Here is a 19,478-nt window from a genome sequence, read left to right on the forward strand (position 1 = left end):
GTTTCATTATAGTCCTTAAAGTGAACTTTAAGTCAACACTTTTTCCATTACATAGTTAGTTAAAACAACACCATTTCTAATTACTTGTTGTTCTTTAATTACTTGATAACCTCTTTTTAAAAAGAAAGATTTTGCAGTAATTGATGCATAAGTAGTAATCTTAGAAACATTAAATTTCATTTCTAATTTATCGCATATTTTAGTAGCGATTCCTTGTTTTTGAAAATCTTTATGGACATATAAACGATCTAAATAACCAGTTTGATCGATATCACCAAAACCAACGATTAAATCGTTTTCTATTGCAACTAAACAATAATTTTTGGCTAATGATTGTTGCCAAATCTTTAGATCAATATTTTTATTTGCCCAGGCATCAACTTGTTCTTTAGTATAGTCTTGAATATTAATGTTATGAACAGTTTGATAAAATAAATCAATGATTTCTTTACAATCTGCACTTCTATATTCTCTAAGTATCATTTAAATACCTCCAAATACTATTCATTATATAATACCTTCTAGATAAATATTAACATTATTTTTTCAAAAATTGAAAGACATTAAAAAAACAATGAAAGCTATTTCATTATTTAAATTAATTCGTTAAAATATAATCATCAAGAACGAAAGGAAGTAAGTATATGGAAAAAAAACCAGTAAAAATTGTTACAATTGGTGGTGGAAGTAGTTATACACCAGAATTGATGGAAGGATTTATTAAAAGATACAATGAACTACCAATTAAAGAAATTTGGTTAGTTGATATTGAAGATGGTAAAGAAAAATTAGAAATCGTTGGAGCAATGGCTCAAAGAATGTGGGATGCATCACCATATGATGTTAAAGTTCATTTAACTTTAGATCGTCGCGAAGCTTTAAAAGATGCTGATTTTGTTACAACTCAATTTAGAGTTGGTTTATTAAATGCTAGAATTAAAGATGAAAGAATTCCATTTTCTTATGGTTTATTAGGTCAAGAAACAAATGGAGCAGGAGGAATTTTTAAAGCATTTAGAACAATCCCAGTAATTTTAAGTATTGTTGAAGATATGAAAGAATTATGCCCTAATGCATGGTTAATCAACTTTACTAATCCAAGTGGTATGGTTACTGAATCAGTAATGCGTTATGGTAAATGGGATCGTGTAATTGGATTATGTAATGTTCCAGTTGGAGCAATGATGGCTGAACCAGAAACTATTGGGACTACATTAGATAAATTAATCTATAAATTTGCCGGATTAAACCATTTCCATTGGCATCGTGTATTTGATATTCATGGTAATGATGTAACAGGAAAAATCATTGATGCAATGTATGAAGGAAAAGATGCTGGAATTCCTGCTAATATTCATGATATTCCATTCTTTAAAGAACAATTAAAACAAATGAATTTAATTCCATGTGGATATCATCGTTATTACTATCGTCAAGAAGAAATGCTTAAACATGGTTTGGAAGAATATAATACAATTGGAACAAGAGCACAACAGGTAAAACAAACAGAAGCTGAATTGTTTGAATTATATAAAGATCCTGATTTAAATGTTAAACCAGAACAATTAGCTAAACGTGGTGGGGCTCATTATAGTGATGCAGCTTGTGAAACAATTGCTTCAATTTATGCTAATAAAAATACTCATATTGTTGTAACTACAAAAAATAATGGTGCTGTACCAGATTTACCAGCTGATTGTGCAGTAGAAGTATCTGCCCATATTGGAGCAGCAGGAGCATTACCAATTGCTTTTGGACCTTTAGAACCAGCACAACGTGGATGGTTACAATGTATGAAAAATATGGAATTATGTGTAGAAGAAGCAGCTGTTACTGGAGATTATGGATTAGCATTACAAGCATTTATATTAAATCCACAAATTCCTTCAGGTGAAACTGCAAAACGTGTCTTAGATGAATTATTAATTGCACATAAAAAATATTTACCACAATTTGCAGACAAAATTGCTGAATTAGAAGCTGCAGGAGTTACTGTAAAAGATGATGTAGCTCGTGAATTAACAGAAAAAGGATTATAAAAAGGAAAAGGGGGTTGAAATGAAATGCCCCCTTATTTTATATAAGCTAAAATTAATTTTAATGTATTTTCGACTCCTTGAAGATGAGTTCTTTCCATACCGTGTGATGCACAAACACCAGGACCGATTAGGGCACCCTTGATATTTTGACCACCTCTTAATGCGGCTGAAACATCACTACTATAGAAAGGATAAATATCAACAGCATATTGTAAATTATTTTCTTTTGCTAGATTAATTAATCTAGTAGTCATTTCATAGTCATATGGACCACTGCCATCTTTAGCACAGATACTTACATCATATTCACTGCATGATAAATCTAAACCAATACATCCCATATCAACAGCTATTAACTCACTTATTTGATTAGAAATATAGCTGCTACCATGCCCAACTTCTTCATAAGTAGAGATAATTAATTGTAAATTATGTTGAGGTTTGATATTTTCTGTTGCAATAGTTTTTAATAATCCAAATAAAATAGCAACACTAACCTTATCGTCTAAAAATCTTGATTTAATAAAACCTGATCCAGTAATTGTTGTTTTAGGATCGATAGCAATGAAGTCACCATTACCAATACCTAACTTTTCAACATCAGCTTTGTTTTTTACTATTTCATCAATACGAATGTGCATTGTATCACATGTTCTTTCTAAAGTACGAGCGTCTTTATATACATGGACAGCTGGAGAGTTTGATAAAATAGTTCCCGTATAACTACGACCATCACGAGTTATAATTCGACAATACTCACCATCTAAAGTAGGAATAATTGGACCACCAATATTAGTAAAAGCAAGTGTTCCGTCATCTTTAATACTTCTAACCATTAAACCTAATGTATCAACGTGACCGCAAAAGCCAATTGTATAGTCATCATTACCTTCAACAAATATTTCTAGGTTTCCTTTATTAGTTATCGCAGTTTTAAAACCTAGTTGTTCAGCTTCTTTTTGACAATAGCTAATAACTTCTTTAGTATAACCAGAAGGACTATCGATTGCCATAATATCTTTTAAAATATGTAATATATAATCATTCATTATAAATACCTCCAATGGCAATTATTATAACATAATATATTATAGTTTTGTGAGGTAAATAATTTTTAATCTGTTAATGGATTTTTATATTACATAAACTGAATATTTGCATTTAAATTTTTGGAAATTAGTATATTTATGGTTAGTAATATTTAAAAAATGAGGTAAGATTTAAAAAGATATAAGTATATTGATAAAATAGTATTTTTAGTATATTGACTTATTGTAAGAGAATTAGTAAAATAAAGCTACATGTCGCCGGACATTACCTCTATCTATTCCAGTAGGCCTTAGTTGGAATGGATAAGAGGTTTTTTTAATGTTAATAATGTTATTTTTTTAGTTGTAAAGGAGAAATTATGATTATGGAACAGCAAAATTATTTTAAAGAATTTGCCAAGTATACCTCGTTAAATGTGCTAGGAATGATTGGATTATCTTGTTATATTTTAGCGGATACATTTTTTGTTTCTAAGGCCTTAGGTGCTAATGGACTTGCAGCTTTAAATCTTGCAATTCCAATTTATAGTTTTATAAATGGTAGTGGATTAATGATCGGTATGGGTGGTGCTACTAAATATTCAATTTTTAAAAGTCAAAACAATTTTAAAAAGGCAAATAACATTTTTACTCAGGCTTTCTTTCTTGTAGTGACAATGGCAGCAATATATTTTTTGATTGGAATCCTATTTTCTGGTCCGCTAGCTAAATTACTAGGAGCAACTAAAAGTGTTTATGATATGAGTAGTGTTTATTTACGAGTTATATTAGTATTTGCACCGATGTTTATGATGAATAATTTATTATTATGTTATGTTCGTAATGATGGCGCGCCACAATTATCAATGATGGCAATGTTAGGTGGTAGTTTTTCTAATATAGTTTTAGATTATGTTTTTATGTTTCCTTTGGATATGGGGATTTTTGGTGCTGCTTTTGCAACTGGACTAGCACCAGTTATTAGTATTTTGATACTTTCACCATTTTTTATAAAAAAATTAAATAATTTTAAATTAGTTAAAACTAAATTAGTAGATAGACATATTTTAGATATCGTTTCTAGTGGGTTGCCATCATTAGTAACTGAGGTGTCTTCAGGAATAGTTATGATTATCTTTAATATGATTATTTTAAACTTAGCTGGAAATACTGGAGTGGCAGCTTATGGCATTATTGCAAATTTATCTTTAGTAGTTATTTCTATTTATACAGGTATATCTCAAGGTATTCAACCGCTTCTAAGTAGTGGCTATGGTTCTGGACAAATAAAAAAGGTACATATTATTTTTAAATATGCAATATTTAGTGTAGTGATAATATCTATTTGTATATATTTAATTATCTTTTTTAAATGTGATGTGATTGCTGGAATTTTCAATAGTGAAAATAATATAGCTTTACAAAATATCGCTGAAAATGGCTTGAAAATATATTTTGTTGGTTGTCTTTTTGCTGGTATTAATATTGTATCGTCTATTTATTTTACTTCAATAGAGCATCCATTACCAGCGCATGTAATATCACTGTTACGTGGTTTTATCATTATTATTCCAATGGCATTTTTCTTATCTTTGATTGCCAATATGAATGGTGTTTGGGCAACGTTCCCGGTTACAGAGTTTATTGTTTGTGCTATAAGTGTTATTTTAATTAAAGTTACAAGTAAAAAAATGATGAAGATGTAGATTTTTGAAAACTGCATCTTTTTTATTATTTAAATTAGGCATAATGGACATTCTTTTAAAGTATTGGTATCGTTATTTTTTTATAGTTATAATGTATGTGAAATAGGGGTGATATTATGCAATATTCAATTAGTGAAGTAGCTAAAAAGTTAAATATACCGGTTTCTACAATCAGATATTATGAAAAATTAGGAATGTTGCCACCAATAACTCGTCATAGTGGTATTCGCGTTTTTAGTGAGCGGGATCTTTGTGTTTTAAAAAATATACTTACTTTAAAGCAAATGAGAATACCTTTAAAAGACATCAAGTATTTTTGCTATTTATTTTCTTGTGGCGATATCACATTAGCAAAGCGCAATGAATTGATTAAAAAACAGCGTCAAAGTCTTTTAAATGAAATTGAAGATCTAAAAAGAGCATTGTCTTTTTTAGAACATGAAAATTGTTATTTTAACATTAGTCAAAATGATTCATATCTAAAAGTTGGAAAATGATATTATGATTTATTAATTTCTTTTCGTAATTGATTTAAAAAATAACTCGCCGCTTTAGAAAATAAATGATATTTTTTCCATATTAATGTTAAGCCAACTTCAAGCTTCGGTTCTAGTGGGATAAAGCAAAGTTTGCTATTACCTGAAGTATTGATCAATTTATCTAAACCTAAAGCATAACCACTTCCTTCTTCAACTAACAAAGAAGCGTTATAGATTAAATTATAAGTTGCTACAATATTAAGTTTATTATAATCATCATTTAGCCAGCCGGATATTTCATTTTTGACTATTTCCTGACTTGAACAGATTAAAGGAAGTTTTTTTAATGTATCGGCAGTAATGCTTTTTAGCGATGCAATAGGACTATCTTTTCTCATTAATACGCCCCATTTATCTTTTACAGGTAATTTAATGAAATCATATTTAGAAATATCAGCTGGTTCAATTAATACCCCAAAATCAATTAAACCATTTTCAATTTTTTCAACTACATCTTGAGAATTACCACTGTATAAGTGAAATTTTATTTTTGGATATTCTTTGTGGCAAGTATCGATTACTTTTGCTAGAATCCGCATTCCTTCTGTTTCACCACTGCCAATATAAATATCACCACTTATTGTTGTATCACTATGCATGATTTCTGATTCAGTTTTTTCAACTAAACTAATTATTTCTTCAGCTCGTTGTCTAAGTAAGATACCTTCTTCAGTTAAATTTATTTTTCGATTTCCACGAATAAATAATTGTTTACCTAATTGTTCTTCCAATTCTTTCATTTGTCTTGAAAGGGGAGGCTGGGTTATATGTAGACTTTCAGCTGCTTTTGAAATTGTTTCTTCTCTAGCGATAGCTAAAAAATACTGTAAGACTCTAAATTCCATCAATATCACATCATGTTACAATTATAATATATAAACTGACTTGTAATAAAATAAAAAAGCCATATAAAATGGCTTTTAAGATGGATTACCTGCAACGATAATCGCTAATAATATTCCATTAGATGGAATAGCTAGAAAAGTGATTATAATTAAGATTAAATGCCAATACTTTTAAAGGATAGTTGCTAAGCCTTTAATAAATCATGACATTTAAAAAGAATTCTCCGATAGCTAAGTATCAGTTAGGTTAGAGAATTGCAGTCATTTATAGCTTCGTGTAAATAAATCATTTTTCTAACATTTTTTAAATAGTAGTCAGCTATTTAAGGTGAATAATAAACCACCTGAATAAAGTATAAAATAAAGACGGTTTAAAGTCAATGAAACATATATGATAATCTTTTAAAAATTTTCAATTTAATTAATATTTATTAAGGATGATTAGCTGGTATTGAAAAGCTTTATCGATATGTTGAGATTTGGCTAAAGACTTAGAAAAATCTAACTTTTTTTACTATAAATGAACTGTTATTTTTTTGAAAAAAATTTTGATTTTTATCATCTTTTAGATTGCATAATATAAGGCTTTGTGGTATCCTATTAATGGTTAGGTAAAACTAACTTCGTGTGAATAAATGGTTCTTTCTAACCTGGCTTAGTCACCCGGGTTAGAGCGAATCATAGAGGAGGAGAAATAATGAGTAAAATTAAAAGCGTATATGCACGTGAAGTACTTGACTCACGTGGTAATCCTACTGTAGAGGTAGAAGTAACTACAGAATGCGGTGCTTTTGGAAGCGCAATTGTACCTAGTGGAGCTTCAACTGGTGTTCATGAAGCTGTTGAATTACGTGATGGTGATAAAAACCGTTACTTAGGAAAAGGAACACAAAAAGCTGTTGATAACGTAAACAATGTTATCGCTGAAGCAGTTATTGGTATGGAAGTAACTAACCAAAGAGAAATCGATTACAAAATGATCGAATTAGATGGTACTCCAAATAAAGGTAAATTAGGTGCTAATGCTATCTTAGGTGTTTCTTTAGCTGTTGCTAAAGCTGCTGCTGCAAGCTTAGGTTTACCATTATATCGTTATATCGGTGGAGCTAATGGTTATGTATTACCTACTCCAATGATGAACATTATCAATGGTGGAGCTCATGCTGACAACAACGTAGATTTCCAAGAATTTATGATTATGCCAGTAAATGCACCAAGCTTCAAAGAAGCAATCAGAATGGGTGCTGAAGTATTCCATGCTTTAAAATCAGTATTAAATTCAAAAGGTTTAAATACTGCTGTTGGTGATGAAGGTGGATTTGCTCCAAACTTAGCATCAAACGAAGATGCAATCAAAACTATTATTGAAGCAATCGAAAAAGCTGGTTACAAACCAGGTGAAGACGTTAAATTAGCAATGGACGTTGCAAGTAGTGAATTCTACCAAGATGGTAAATATGTTTTACCAGGTGAAAACAACAAATCTTTCACTTCAAAAGAATTAGTAGATTTCTATGCTGAATTATGTGAAAAATATCCTATTATTTCTATCGAAGATGGTTTAGACCAAGACGATTGGGAAGGTTGGGACTACTTAACTGAAAAATTAGGTGGAAAAGTACAATTAGTTGGAGATGACTTCTTTGTAACTAACACTAAACGTTTACAACAAGGTATTGATCGTGGAGTAGCTAACTCAATCTTAATCAAAGTAAATCAAATCGGTACATTAACTGAAACATTAGAAGCTATCGAAATGGCTCAAAAAGCTAACTACACTGCAGTAATTTCACACCGTTCAGGTGAAACTGAAGATACTACTATTGCAGATATCGCAGTAGCTACTAATGCTGGTCAAATTAAGACTGGTTCTGCTTCAAGAACAGATCGTATTGCTAAATACAATCAATTAATCAGAATTGAAGATCGTTTAGGAAGCCAAAGCAAATATTCAGGAATGACTGGGTTCTATCAATTAGAAAAATAATTAAAAAAATTATTAAAGTAGTTGCTTTCTTGGTTAGTCTGTGCTAACATATAGATAGTTAGTTAAAGCTAACTAAGAAAAGGAGGCATAGTTATATGAAAATAGTATATGCATCAAGAACCGGTAATGTTCAAAGTATTATTGATCGTTTAAATGTTGATGCTTTAGAAATCAGCTCTGGGACAGAAATGATTAGTGAAGATTATCTTTTGATAACTTATACTGATGGTTATGGTGATGTTCCTAGCGAGGTTGAAGAATTTCTAAGTGGTAATAATAGCCATTTAAAGGGTGTCATTGTTAGTGGTGATCAAGGATACGGTGAAGCTTATTGCAAGGCTGGAGATGTTATTGCTAAGCAATATAACGTACCATGTCTTTATAAAGTTGAGAATGATGGAACTGAAGAAGATATTGATGAAATTAGAAAAATAATTGAAAATCAATAATAAGTTTTATACTTATAATCTTATCTAATATACCTACAACGATTAAAATTTCCTAATAATTTAGAAATAGTAATTATAAGTATAACATTTAGTGAGAGTATCCGTATTATGCTATTCACCTTTTTCTCGAAGATATTAAATACGGTACTCTTACTAATTTTATCCCGTCGAATAATAAATAATATTAACTTGAATAGCCAAATTCCTTAAATATAATGATTTCTTTAATATTTGATTTCATTCTCAAGTAATATTTTGATTTTTCAAAATATTTTAGAAAGTTTTTTGAAAATGCGATAAAGTTATCCTTCAAGTCATAAGTATGCATTTTCAAAAATCGAGCTATAAAAATCCACATCCTAATTAAGTGATAAATAATTTAGCCATTATAATTATCATTCTAAAATAGTTCGTTTTACTTTCAAAACCGGAATTATCCTTCCGGTTTTCTTTTTATGTTATTGTTGGTATACTTATAATGTATTAATTGGAGGTGTATAATATGCATGAATCTGGTGAAATGTATTTAGAGACAATCTTATTATTGAAAAAACGTAATAATAGTGTTCGCTCGATTGATGTGGCTAAAGAATTAGGTTTTAGTAAACCTAGTGTTAGTAGAGGAGTGGGCATTTTGAAAAATGATGGCTATATTACAATTGATAGTAAAGGTTTTATTGAATTGACAGAATTAGGGCTAAATAAAGCTAATTCAGTGTATGAAAAACACCTTTATTTAACAGATTTTTTAATGGCTACTGCTAATGTAAGTAAGGAAGTAGCTGAAGAAGATGCCTGTAGAATTGAGCATATTATTAGTGATGAAGTGTTTGCAGGTATAAAACAATATGTTGAAGAAAATAAAAAAAATTAAGTTCTGATAAAGCAATATCATTAAGATAAGATGATAAAATTTTAGCCAGGAATTATATGTAAATATATTTTTCCTGATTTTTAATATTTATTCAAGCTAAAAAAGTGTAGTCTTGAAACTACATTTTTCAAGGTATATAATAAATTATGTTAGTTATAACGATAGTTAAAGAATACGGCAGTCTTTGGCTTGACATGTCGCTTGTATTTTCTACCGGGTCTAATTGGTAATATTTCTTTAGCTATCAGATTTTCTACAGGTGGATTTTTTCCACCTTTTTTTCTTAGAAATTCTCTGATAATATGTACTGCTCTTGTAAAATTAATCTGATATGTATATTTGAGTTTATCTTTTTTAGGTATTTTTATTTCCTGTACAATTCTTTGACAGAAATTATACATGGTCATGCGGGCATAGATTTCCTGTTGAATCAATTTTCTTTTTTTAGCATGTAATGCATTGAGTCCAATAGCATATTTGAGCTCACGAAAAGAAGTTTCCTCTCCCCAGCGCATATTGTAAATTTCACGGATTTCTTCCATTGAGAATTCTTCTCTGCTTAGATTGGTAATAACGGTTTCATAGGTATCTTCAGTAATTTTGAATCTCACAACTCGACAGTTGAATTCATACCATGGATCATCTTTGCTCATAAAATCAAATCTCGTTGATTTAGTAACAATTTTATATATTTCAGGACAAGCTTTGGTCGTTTTTGTTTGTTTTAAGGTCAACATTCTAAATACATCAATATCAAATTCACCTTCAGGAAATGGACCTAATGATCGAGTGATACTGGTTTGAGAGCCGATATCTTTAACACGAATCAGATATTTATTTCCTGATCGAACAACATGTTCAAAACCATTGTAGGATTCATAGCCTCTATCGGCAATGAAGATAGCTTTATGACCATCATATCTGTCAACAAGCTGATAGAAGGCATCATTTTCATCTTTTTTAGCTTCACCCTGAATGATAATATCATCATATGTAAGTTCCAATAGATCATAACTGGCATTTAAATGAAAGGCAGAATAAGCCTTAGCAAGAGTGCCATGTCTTAATTCAGTAGTTTCATCGTCAAAGATGGTATTATCAATAGGCAGTTCACAGCCATCAACTGCCAATAGTCTATAGCCATGAAATAATTTTATTTTGAATGTTTTTTTATTGAAAGCATCAAACAAAGTCTTGAATGCTTCAGGTTTGATTTTGCTTCTGGCTTGAACAAAAGCAGAAGGGGTATCAATAGAAAAGTCATTAAATTTAAAAAGTTCATCCTTGATAGAGGAAGCTCCCATACAAAGAATAATCTTCATGATTGTTTTGAAATCAAGCTTTCTATTTCAGGTGAAATCAGTATCAGGATTGACACAAAAGATAGAACAGACATTCGAAAGATTATTGATAATGTGAAATAAAACGTTTTTAAGATGTTTATAGCTATTCATGTTTAAGTACCTCCGACATATACCTATAAACAATTGGCCTATTATCAATAAAAAAATTGATAATAGGTCGCACACTATCGTTGCAATGTCAATATTTTTCTTTTAAAAATGATAAAAATTTTATAAAAAAGAGAGGGCATATTTGCAATATAACCATCGATTGTCATTAAAATCTTAACTTAATGACATTGCTGATAAAGGACTTAATTTTTTGTTTAATTAAAACTATTTTGACATTTTTTAAAATACAATAAATCTGTAGCTTGCATATCGTTTTCGATTATTTCTTTAGGATAATAATCAATGAAGAAATTTTCAATCCGATGTGAGTAACGATATCCTAGCCGAGTATAGAAAGTGATGTTTTCTAAACTAGAGTTAGCAGTTCCAATTAAAATACAAGGATAAGAACTGTATTTTTCTTCAACATATTTAATTAATGCTTTGGCATAACCATGATTACGATGTTCAAGTAACGTTAAAATATTTTTTATTTCAACATTACCATCGATGATCTCTACAGCTAAAAAACTAACAGGTTCATTGTTAACAAAGTAGCCATATAAAGTACCGTGTTTTAAATAATCACGAACAAGATTTATGTTAGGATCACTTTCAGTAAGTAGTTGATCATAATCCATTTTGTTATCTATTTCTTTTATCATACTAGCCTCCTAGAAAGAATTATATCAAAGCTGTTAAATAATTAAAAGATTGTTTTTTTCAATAAATTTTTTTAATAAAAATTTATTGAGAGAGATTAATGGATTTTATTGTAATAGTTAGCGGAAATATTTTTTTTTATAGCAAAGAATGTTATACTAATAAAAGAAATGAGGTAAGGAAATGAAAAAGATATTGTTATGTTTGATAATGGTGTTGATGGTAGTTGGCTGCTCTTTATCAGGAGATGGTAACACTACAGAAAAAAAAGAAAGTAAAAAGAAAGATGAAACATCAACTGTCGAAAAAGAGCCGGTAAATGTTAGTGTAAAGATGAGTTTTGCTGGTGACTGTACTTTAGGAAATTATGCTGGCCAATCATATTCAGGATCCTTTAATCAAGAATACGCTAATCAGGGAAATGATACTACATATTTTTTAAGAAATGTAAAAAGTGTATTTGAACAGGATGATTTAACGATCGTTAATTTAGAAGGTCCGTTAACAACGGCAACTTCTCATGCTGAAAAACAATTTGCTTTTAGTGGTCCATATGAATATGCTAATATCTTAACTAGTGGTAGTGTTGAGATGGTTTCTTTAGCTAATAACCATTCTGAAGACTATTTTGCTCAAGGAATGAGCGATACCAAAAATATATTAGATGAAAAGGGTATTGGTTATTTTGGATATGAAACTTCATGTGTTAAAGAAGTTAATGGTATCAAAATTGGTTTTCTAGGTTATCGTTCGATGTCTGTTTCAATGAATAATGAACAAGGGCGTGCTACAATTAAAGCGGCTATTGAAGATTTAAAAAATAATCAAGGTGCTAATGCTGTTGTAGTATTTTATCACTGGGGAATTGAACGTGATTATTCAGCTAATGATGATCAACGTGAATTAGCTAAATTTTCAATTGATAGCGGAGCTGATTTAGTCGTTGGTTCTCATCCTCATGTTATTCAAGGGGTTGAGGAATATAATGGTAAACAAATTGTTTATTCATTAGGAAATTTCTGCTTTGGTGGCAATAAAAATCCAAGTGATACTGATTCAATGATTTATTCAATTACAATGAATTTTACGGATGGTAAATTTACTAGCGAAACTCATGAAATTATTCCTTGTTCAATTACAACAAGTTCTAGCCGTAATAACTACCAGCCAACTATATTAGAAGGCGATGAAAAACAAAGAGTACTTGATAAAATTCAACAATATAGTTATTAAAATAAATAGAAGCTTTTGGCTTCTATTTATTTAAAAGATAAGAGGTGTTTTAATTGAAAGAAAAATTATTAAAATTTTTTTATAGTGGTTTTATCGTATTGTTGATTGGTTTATTAGGTGGACGTATTTCTGGCAACTATTCAACAAGTGTTTTGAATATTATTTATTTAGTAATTATTATTTTAGCGATAATTGGTTATTTTGGATATCTTAAATTACAAGAGATTAAAGTTGATGATAGAACTGCGATAAATAAAACAATATTACAAATTATTATTCCAATTGTAGTTTTGTTATTATTCAACAATTTTTATCATTAATTTACTTGAAACTTATTTTAATAAATGATATCATGCAAATAGTTATACGACTGACGGAAGTGGAATTAACCACAGGGAGTATAATCGTGTAAGAGCCGACCGTCTGGGCCAAAGTAGTCTAGATGGTGCACGGCTCTTTTTTCATTGTTAGGAAGTATGTCTTTAAAATACTAAGCTTACATTGCTATCGGTTGAGAAAAAAGCCAAAATATGGTATAAAGAAGATGTGAAATTCCTCTAAAAATTTAACTGGAAAGGGTGGCGTTATGTTAACTGATGTTGAAATTGCACAAAGTGCAAAAATGGAACCAATTAAAGAAATTGCAAGCAAAATTGGATTAGTCGAAGATGATTTAGAATTGTATGGAAAATACAAAGCTAAAATATCTTTAGAAACTATTAATCGAGTAGAAAACAATCCTGATGGAAAATTAGTATTAGTTACTGCAATTAATCCAACTCCTGCAGGAGAAGGGAAAACAACTACAATGATTGGTCTTTCTCAGGCTTTAAATAAAATGGGAAAAAAATCAATTGTAGCAATGCGTGAACCATCATTAGGTCCTTGTTTTGGAATCAAAGGTGGAGCTGCTGGTGGCGGGTATGCTCAAGTAGTACCAATGGAAGATATTAATCTTCATTTTACAGGTGATATTCATGCAATTACTGCTGCTAATAACTTAATTGCAGCAATGCTTGATAATTCAATTCATCATGGTAATCCACTAAATATTGATGTTCGTAATATTGTATGGAAACGTGTTGTTGATTTAAATGATCGAGCATTAAGACATACAATTTGTGGATTAGGTGGAAAAGTTAATGGAGTGCCTCGTGAAGATGGATTCGATATTTCTGTTGCTAGTGAAGTTATGGCTATCTTATGTTTAGCAACAAGTCTTGATGATTTAAAACAAAGAGCAGGAAAAATGATAGTTGCTTATAATTATGATGGTGAACCTGTGACTGTTGATGATATTGAAGCAACAGGTGCTGTTACATTATTATTAAAAGATGCTATTAAACCAAATTTAGTGCAAACATTAGATCATACGCCAGTTTTTGTTCATGGTGGGCCATTTGCTAATATTGCTCATGGCTGCAATTCAGTTATGGCAACTAAATTAGCAATGAAATTAGGTGATTATGCAATAACTGAAGCTGGATTCGGAGCTGATTTAGGGGCTGAAAAATTCTTAGATATTAAATGTCGTCAAGCTAATTTAAATCCTCAAGCAGTAGTAATCGTGGCTACTGTTAGAGCTTTAAAAATGCATGGTGGTATGGATAAAAAAGAATTAGCTAATGAAAATTTAGAAGCCTTAGCAGCTGGTATTAAAAACTTAGAAAAACATATTGAAAATATTGCTAAATATGATTTACCTTCAGTAGTTGCAATAAATGCATTCCCAACTGATAGTGAAGCTGAATTACAATTATTAAAAGATACATGCAATAAAATGGGTGTAGATGTAGCAATCTCTAAAGTATGGGAAAAAGGTGCTGATGGTGGTATTGAATTAGCAGAAAAATTATTAGAGATTTTAGAAACTAAAGAAGCAAATTATCATCCAATTTATGATTTAGACTTAACAATTAAAGAAAAAATTGAAACAATCGCCAAAGAAATCTATGGTGCCGATGGTGTGGCGTTCGATAAAAAAGTCATCACAAAGATGAAAAAATATGAAGCTCAAGGATTAGATAAATTACCTATTTGTGTTGCTAAAACACAATATTCTTTATCAGATCAGCCTAATTTATTAGGTCGCCCAAGTGGTTTTACAGTTAAGATAAATGATCTAATTCCAGCTGCTGGAGCCGGTTTTTTAATCGCTATTTCTGGAAGCATTATGAGAATGCCAGGACTACCAAAACGACCAGCTGCAGTTAATATGGATATTGATAAAGATGGTAAGATTGTGGGACTATTCTAAAAGTGACGCAGGTCACTTTTAGTGGTTTAAATAGAAAGGAAGGAATTATGAAAGTCGCAATTATTATGGGGTCAACTAGTGATTTAAGTAAAGTTGAACCAGCAATAACAATTTTGAAAGATTATGGTGTTGAAGTAAACGTTCGTTGTTTATCAGCACATCGAGCTCATTTAGGGCTTAGTTCATTTATTAAAGAAACTGAAACTGATGGTACTGAAGTTATCATTACTGCTGCTGGAATGGCTGCTGCTTTACCAGGAGTTGTTGCTTCACAAACAGTATTACCAGTAATTGGTGTACCAATTAGCGGAGCTACTTTAGATGGTATGGATGCTTTATTATCAATTGTCCAAATGCCTTCAGGAATTCCAGTAGCAACAGTTGCTATTAATGGAAGTAAAAATGCAGCTTATCTAGCATTACAAATCATGGCAATTAAACATGATGAAATTAAAGAAAAATTAATTGCTTATCGTAAAGATATGGAAAATCAAGCAATGAAAGCAAACGAAGAAGTTATTGAAAAGTACAAATAAGGAGATATTACAAATGGCAGAATTATTATACGAAGGAAAAGCAAAACAAGTTTATAAAACAGACAAAGAAGATGAATATTTAATTCATTATAAAGATGACGCAACAGCTGGAAACGGTGTTAAACATGATCAATTTGAAGGTAAAGGGGTTTTAAATAACACTATTTCATGTATTATCTTTGATATGCTTGAAGAAGCGGGAATTAAAACTCATATGATCAAAAAATTAAATGATCGCGATGTTTTAGTAAAAAAAGTAGAAATTTTCCCATTAGAAGTAATTATTCGTAATATAACTACTGGATCTTTCTGTAAAAGATTAGGAGCACCAGAAGGAATTGTTTTAGATGAACCAATTTTTGAATTAAGTTATAAAAATGATGATTATGGTGATCCACTTATTAATGAAGATCATGCCGTTGCTTTGAAATTATGTACTCGTGATGAATACAACTTTATTAAAGAACAAACTTTAAAAATCAATGAATTATTAAAAGAATTTTTCTTAAGTTTAAATTTAAAATTAGTTGATTTTAAAATTGAATTTGGAAAAACACCTGATGGTGAAATCTTATTAGCTGATGAAATTTCTCCAGATTCTTGTCGTTTATGGGATGTAGAAACTAATCAAAAATATGATAAAGATGTTTTCAGACAAGATATTGGTGATTTAATTGAAACTTATAAAGCAGTATTAGCTAGAATGCAAAAATAAAAGGGGAACACAAAATGGATTATAAAAAAGCTGGAGTAGATATTGAAGCTGGATATAAATCAGTAGAGTTAATGAAAAAACACGTTAAAGAAACAATGCGTCCTGAAGTATTAGGTGGTTTAGGTGGTTTTGCTGGTGCTTTTGATTTGAGTGCTATTAAAAATATGGATGAACCAGTTTTATTATCAGGAACAGATGGTTGTGGTACAAAAGTTAAATTAGCATTTATCATGGATAAACATGATACAATTGGAATCGATGCTGTTGCGATGTGTGTTAATGATATTGCTTGTTCAGGTGGAGAACCACTATTTTTCCTAGATTATATTGCTTGTGGAAAAAATTATCCTGAAAAAATTGCGACAATTGTAAGTGGTGTAGCTGAAGGTTGTAAACAATCTGGTTGTGCCTTAGTTGGTGGTGAAACTGCTGAACATCCTGGTCTTATGCCTGAAGATGATTATGATCTTGCTGGTTTTGCAGTTGGAGTTGTTGATAAAAAGGATATTATCAATGGTCAAAATATTAAATCAGGTGACGTTTTAGTAGGTATTGCTTCAAGTGGTGTGCATAGTAATGGTTTTTCATTAGTACGTCAAGTATTTGAAATGACTAAAGAATCTTTAGATACTTATTATGATGAATTAGGTAAAACATTAGGTGAAGCTTTAATTACCCCAACTAGAATTTATGTCAAAGCATTGAAAAACATTAAAGACGCTGGTGTAGTAGTCAAAGGATGCTCACATATTACTGGTGGCGGTTTTGATGAAAATATTCCTAGAATGTTGCCAGATAATGCTGTAGCAGTTATTAAAAAAGATAGCTACGAAGTTCCTGAAATCTTTAAACTTATTGCTAAAAAAGGTAATGTTAGTGAAGATGTAATGTACAATACATTTAATATGGGAATTGGAATGGTTATTGCTTTAGATCCAGATGATGTTGTTAAAGCAACAGCAGCAATTGAAGCAGCTGGTGATAAATGTTATGTTATTGGAACTATTGAAAACGGCACTAAAGGAGTTAAATTATGTTAAAAATAGCAGTCTTTGTTTCTGGAGGCGGAACAGACTTGCAATCAGTTATTGATGCTGTTGAAAATGGCAGCATTAATGGTGAAATTGTTTTAGTTGTTTCTAATCGCAAAAATGCATATGGGCTAAAACGTGCTGAATTAGCTGGTATTGAAACTGCAGTAGTTAGAAAAGATGATGAGCTGCTTGTAAAGATGTTACAAGAAAGAAATGTTGATTTAATAGTTTTAGCTGGATATTTAGCTATTTTAACAGATGTTTTAATCGATGCTTATCCAAATAAAATCATTAATATTCATCCTTCATTAATTCCTTCATTTTGTGGACCAGGTTTTTATGGAATGCATGTTCATGAAAGTGTTTTAGCAAGGGGAGTTAAAGTAACTGGAGCAACGGTTCATTTTGTAAGTAATGAAGTTGATGGTGGACCAATTATTTTACAAGAAGCTTGTAATATTGATGATTTAGACAATGCTAGTGATATTCAAGCAAGAGTTTTAGAAATTGAACATCGTATTTTACCAAAGGCAGTAGCATTATTTTGTGATGGAAAAATAGTTGTTGAAAATGAAAGGGCTAAGGTGATTTAAGTGAAAAGAGCATTAGTTAGTGTAACTAATAAAGATGGAATTGTAGATTTTTGTAAAGGCTTAGTTGAATTAGGATTTGAAATTGTTTCAACTGGGGGAACTATGGCTAAATTACAAGAAGCCAATGTTCCATGTATTGCTATTGATGATGTAACAGGATTTCCAGAAATTTTAGATGGTCGTGTAAAGACTTTACATCCAAAAGTACATGGTGGTTTGTTATTTAGAAGAGATGTTAAAGAACATGTTGAAACAGTTAAAGAGATGGGAATTACGCCAATTGATTTAGTTTGTGTTAATTTATATGAGTTTGAAAAAGCTTTAAAAGCCGGTAAACCAATGGCAGATATGATTGAAAATATCGATATCGGTGGTCCATCAATGATTCGTTCAGCAGCTAAAAACTTTAAAGATGTTTTAATTGTTACTGACCCAAGTGATTATAATAATGTTTTAGAAGCAATTAAAAATAATAGTGATGATTTTGATTTTAGATTAAATCTTGCATATAAAGCCTTTTCAACAACAGGTGCTTATGATGCCATGATTTCACGCTATTTTGCTGGGGTTGTTGGTGATGATTTCCCAGATACATTAAATATTAGTTTAAAGAAAACTGAACATTTACGTTATGGTGAAAATTCACAACAACGTGCTAATGCATATGTTGATCCATTTGTTCAACATAGTCTATTAGATTATGAACAATTACACGGAAAAGAAATTTCATTCAATAATGTTAATGATTTATATGGAGCAGTTGCTCTAGTTCGTGAATTTAAAGATCAAATCGTAACAGCAGCAATTAAACACTCAACACCTTGTGGAGTAGCTATTGGTAAAGATGGTTACGATTCTTATATGAAAGCTTATGAAGCTGATCCTCAAAGTATTTTTGGTGGTATCGTAGCTGTTAATTATAAAATTGATAAAAAGACAGCAGAAGAAATGCATAAAATTTTCCTAGAAATTGTTGCAGCACCAGATTTTGATGATGATGCTTTAGAAATTTTAAAGAAAAAGAAAAATTTACGTATTTTAAAATTAAAGAATCCAGAAGTTCGTGAAGCAAAATATGATATTAAATATTTAGAAGGAAAAGTACTTGTTCAAGATATCAATACCGAAATGATCAAAGAAATGAACTGTGTTACTGAAGCTAAACCAACTGAAAGTCAAATCAGCGATATGGAATTTGGAATGCGTGTAGTTAAATTCGTAAAATCAAATGCAATCTGTATTGTTAAAAATGGTGTAACATTAGCAGTTGGTGGTGGTCAAACATCACGTGTTTGGGCATTAGAAAATGCAATTCATAATAATCCTGATAAAGATTTCGATGGAGCTGTTTTAGCAAGTGATGCTTTCTTCCCATTTAGCGACTGTGTTGAAGTTGCTTATAAAGCAGGAATTAAAGCAATTGTTCAACCTGGTGGTTCTATTAGAGATCAAGAATCAATTGATTATTGTAATGAAAAAGGTATTCCAATGGTATTTACAGGATATCGTCACTTTAGACATTAATG

At 30.5% G+C, this 19,478-nt stretch carries 18 protein-coding genes, 1 pseudogene and 1 riboswitch; of the genes and pseudogenes, 14 read left to right on the forward strand and 5 right to left on the reverse strand.

Annotation, left to right across the window (positions count from 1 at the left end):
- Nucleotides 1-27 precede the first annotated feature (27 nt).
- On the reverse strand, nucleotides 28-483 hold the full coding sequence (locus ABGT36_RS05525; RefSeq protein ID WP_346677149.1) for a GNAT family N-acetyltransferase: 456 nt from the start codon (nucleotides 481-483) through the stop codon (nucleotides 28-30).
- Nucleotides 484-644: 161 nt separating this feature from the next.
- Between ABGT36_RS05525 and ABGT36_RS05530 the strand changes: the two genes are divergently transcribed.
- Nucleotides 645-2,039, forward strand: coding sequence for a 6-phospho-beta-glucosidase (locus ABGT36_RS05530; protein WP_087299614.1), 1,395 nt, complete (start codon nucleotides 645-647; stop codon nucleotides 2,037-2,039).
- A gap of 32 nt (nucleotides 2,040-2,071) precedes the next feature.
- On the opposite strand, the gene ABGT36_RS05535 is transcribed toward ABGT36_RS05530, so the two are convergent.
- Nucleotides 2,072-3,088, reverse strand: coding sequence for a M42 family metallopeptidase (locus ABGT36_RS05535; protein ID WP_087299616.1), 1,017 nt, complete (start codon nucleotides 3,086-3,088; stop codon nucleotides 2,072-2,074).
- 359 nt (nucleotides 3,089-3,447) lie between these two features.
- Here ABGT36_RS05535 and ABGT36_RS05540 point away from each other — a divergent pair, with 359 nt between their 5' ends.
- Both ABGT36_RS05540 and ABGT36_RS05545 read left to right on the forward strand, forming a co-directional pair.
- Nucleotides 3,448-4,773, forward strand: coding sequence for an MATE family efflux transporter (locus ABGT36_RS05540; RefSeq protein ID WP_346677150.1), 1,326 nt, complete (start codon nucleotides 3,448-3,450; stop codon nucleotides 4,771-4,773).
- Between the two features lie 116 nt (nucleotides 4,774-4,889).
- Nucleotides 4,890-5,270, forward strand: coding sequence for a MerR family transcriptional regulator (locus ABGT36_RS05545; protein ID WP_346677152.1), 381 nt, complete (start codon nucleotides 4,890-4,892; stop codon nucleotides 5,268-5,270).
- Between the two features lie 2 nt (nucleotides 5,271-5,272).
- Here ABGT36_RS05545 and ABGT36_RS05550 read toward each other — a convergent pair whose 3' ends face one another.
- Nucleotides 5,273-6,157, reverse strand: coding sequence for a LysR family transcriptional regulator (locus ABGT36_RS05550; RefSeq protein WP_346677153.1), 885 nt, complete (start codon nucleotides 6,155-6,157; stop codon nucleotides 5,273-5,275).
- Between the two features lie 697 nt (nucleotides 6,158-6,854).
- Here ABGT36_RS05550 and eno point away from each other — a divergent pair.
- The 3 genes from eno (at nucleotide 6,855) to ABGT36_RS05565 (ending at nucleotide 9,467) form a co-directional block, all read left to right on the forward strand.
- Entirely contained in the window at nucleotides 6,855-8,144 is a 1,290-nt protein-coding gene (eno, locus tag ABGT36_RS05555; protein ID WP_087299620.1) for a phosphopyruvate hydratase, read from the forward strand.
- Between the two features lie 95 nt (nucleotides 8,145-8,239).
- Complete coding sequence (nrdI, locus tag ABGT36_RS05560) at nucleotides 8,240-8,593, forward strand: class Ib ribonucleoside-diphosphate reductase assembly flavoprotein NrdI (protein WP_296883045.1); 354 nt, start codon at nucleotides 8,240-8,242, stop codon at nucleotides 8,591-8,593.
- Between the two features lie 502 nt (nucleotides 8,594-9,095).
- Nucleotides 9,096-9,467 (forward strand): metal-dependent transcriptional regulator, encoded by a 372-nt coding sequence (locus tag ABGT36_RS05565; protein WP_087371956.1) that lies wholly within the window; start codon nucleotides 9,096-9,098, stop codon nucleotides 9,465-9,467.
- Between the two features lie 149 nt (nucleotides 9,468-9,616).
- Here ABGT36_RS05565 and ABGT36_RS05570 read toward each other — a convergent pair.
- Nucleotides 9,617-10,801: pseudogene (locus ABGT36_RS05570) on the reverse strand (IS4 family transposase); the annotation flags it as partial.
- A 335-nt stretch (nucleotides 10,802-11,136) separates the two neighbouring features.
- Complete coding sequence (locus ABGT36_RS05575; RefSeq protein WP_087299626.1) at nucleotides 11,137-11,586, reverse strand: N-acetyltransferase; 450 nt, start codon at nucleotides 11,584-11,586, stop codon at nucleotides 11,137-11,139.
- 181 nt (nucleotides 11,587-11,767) lie between these two features.
- On the opposite strand from ABGT36_RS05575, the gene ABGT36_RS05580 reads away from it, so the two are divergent.
- From ABGT36_RS05580 to purH, 8 genes are all read left to right on the forward strand, one after another.
- Nucleotides 11,768-12,817 carry a CapA family protein gene (locus ABGT36_RS05580; protein WP_308698462.1) on the forward strand — a complete coding sequence of 350 codons (1,050 nt, stop codon included), beginning with the start codon at nucleotides 11,768-11,770 and terminating at the stop codon, nucleotides 12,815-12,817.
- A 53-nt stretch (nucleotides 12,818-12,870) separates the two neighbouring features.
- A complete protein-coding gene (locus tag ABGT36_RS05585; protein ID WP_087371958.1) occupies nucleotides 12,871-13,137 on the forward strand; it encodes a hypothetical protein in 267 nt (88 codons plus the stop codon).
- Nucleotides 13,138-13,173: 36 nt separating this feature from the next.
- A riboswitch (ZMP/ZTP riboswitch) is annotated at nucleotides 13,174-13,253 on the forward strand.
- 150 nt (nucleotides 13,254-13,403) lie between these two features.
- A complete protein-coding gene (locus ABGT36_RS05590; protein ID WP_087299632.1) occupies nucleotides 13,404-15,074 on the forward strand; it encodes a formate--tetrahydrofolate ligase in 1,671 nt (556 codons plus the stop codon).
- A gap of 47 nt (nucleotides 15,075-15,121) precedes the next feature.
- On the forward strand, nucleotides 15,122-15,610 hold the full coding sequence (purE, locus tag ABGT36_RS05595; RefSeq protein ID WP_087299634.1) for a 5-(carboxyamino)imidazole ribonucleotide mutase: 489 nt from the start codon (nucleotides 15,122-15,124) through the stop codon (nucleotides 15,608-15,610).
- A 13-nt stretch (nucleotides 15,611-15,623) separates the two neighbouring features.
- The gene (gene purC / locus ABGT36_RS05600; protein ID WP_087299636.1) at nucleotides 15,624-16,325 is read left to right on the forward strand and encodes a phosphoribosylaminoimidazolesuccinocarboxamide synthase; all 702 of its coding nucleotides are present in this window, start codon (nucleotides 15,624-15,626) and stop codon (nucleotides 16,323-16,325) included.
- A 14-nt stretch (nucleotides 16,326-16,339) separates the two neighbouring features.
- Nucleotides 16,340-17,365, forward strand: coding sequence for a phosphoribosylformylglycinamidine cyclo-ligase (gene purM / locus ABGT36_RS05605; RefSeq protein ID WP_087299638.1), 1,026 nt, complete (start codon nucleotides 16,340-16,342; stop codon nucleotides 17,363-17,365).
- Nucleotides 17,359-17,952, forward strand: a complete 594-nt coding sequence (purN, locus tag ABGT36_RS05610; protein ID WP_087299640.1) for a phosphoribosylglycinamide formyltransferase — start codon at nucleotides 17,359-17,361, stop codon at nucleotides 17,950-17,952. Before purM ends, purN begins: the two co-directional genes overlap by 7 nt.
- Nucleotides 17,953-19,476 carry a bifunctional phosphoribosylaminoimidazolecarboxamide formyltransferase/IMP cyclohydrolase gene (gene purH / locus ABGT36_RS05615; RefSeq protein ID WP_087299642.1) on the forward strand — a complete coding sequence of 508 codons (1,524 nt, stop codon included), beginning with the start codon at nucleotides 17,953-17,955 and terminating at the stop codon, nucleotides 19,474-19,476.
- The last annotated feature ends 2 nt before the right edge of the window (nucleotides 19,477-19,478 follow it).

It is taken from the genome of Erysipelatoclostridium sp. An173, assembly GCF_963931465.1.
In the GTDB taxonomy this organism is placed as follows: domain Bacteria; phylum Bacillota_I; class Bacilli_A; order Erysipelotrichales; family Coprobacillaceae; genus Thomasclavelia; species Thomasclavelia merdavium.

Excerpts from the sequence above, each read along its gene's own strand:
- ABGT36_RS05525 (WP_346677149.1), bottom strand. The coding sequence starts at position 483 with ATGATACTTAGAGAATATAGAAGTGCAGATTGTAAAGAAATCATTGAT.
- ABGT36_RS05530 (WP_087299614.1), top strand. The coding sequence starts at position 645 with ATGGAAAAAAAACCAGTAAAAATTGTTACAATTGGTGGTGGAAGTAGT.
- ABGT36_RS05535 (WP_087299616.1), bottom strand. The coding sequence starts at position 3,088 with ATGAATGATTATATATTACATATTTTAAAAGATATTATGGCAATCGAT.
- ABGT36_RS05540 (WP_346677150.1), top strand. The coding sequence starts at position 3,448 with ATGATTATGGAACAGCAAAATTATTTTAAAGAATTTGCCAAGTATACC.
- ABGT36_RS05545 (WP_346677152.1), top strand. The coding sequence starts at position 4,890 with ATGCAATATTCAATTAGTGAAGTAGCTAAAAAGTTAAATATACCGGTT.
- ABGT36_RS05550 (WP_346677153.1), bottom strand. The coding sequence starts at position 6,157 with ATGGAATTTAGAGTCTTACAGTATTTTTTAGCTATCGCTAGAGAAGAA.
- eno (WP_087299620.1), top strand. The coding sequence starts at position 6,855 with ATGAGTAAAATTAAAAGCGTATATGCACGTGAAGTACTTGACTCACGT.
- nrdI (WP_296883045.1), top strand. The coding sequence starts at position 8,240 with ATGAAAATAGTATATGCATCAAGAACCGGTAATGTTCAAAGTATTATT.
- ABGT36_RS05565 (WP_087371956.1), top strand. The coding sequence starts at position 9,096 with ATGCATGAATCTGGTGAAATGTATTTAGAGACAATCTTATTATTGAAA.
- ABGT36_RS05575 (WP_087299626.1), bottom strand. The coding sequence starts at position 11,586 with ATGATAAAAGAAATAGATAACAAAATGGATTATGATCAACTACTTACT.
- ABGT36_RS05580 (WP_308698462.1), top strand. The coding sequence starts at position 11,768 with ATGAAAAAGATATTGTTATGTTTGATAATGGTGTTGATGGTAGTTGGC.
- ABGT36_RS05590 (WP_087299632.1), top strand. The coding sequence starts at position 13,404 with ATGTTAACTGATGTTGAAATTGCACAAAGTGCAAAAATGGAACCAATT.
- purE (WP_087299634.1), top strand. The coding sequence starts at position 15,122 with ATGAAAGTCGCAATTATTATGGGGTCAACTAGTGATTTAAGTAAAGTT.
- purC (WP_087299636.1), top strand. The coding sequence starts at position 15,624 with ATGGCAGAATTATTATACGAAGGAAAAGCAAAACAAGTTTATAAAACA.
- purM (WP_087299638.1), top strand. The coding sequence starts at position 16,340 with ATGGATTATAAAAAAGCTGGAGTAGATATTGAAGCTGGATATAAATCA.
- purN (WP_087299640.1), top strand. The coding sequence starts at position 17,359 with ATGTTAAAAATAGCAGTCTTTGTTTCTGGAGGCGGAACAGACTTGCAA.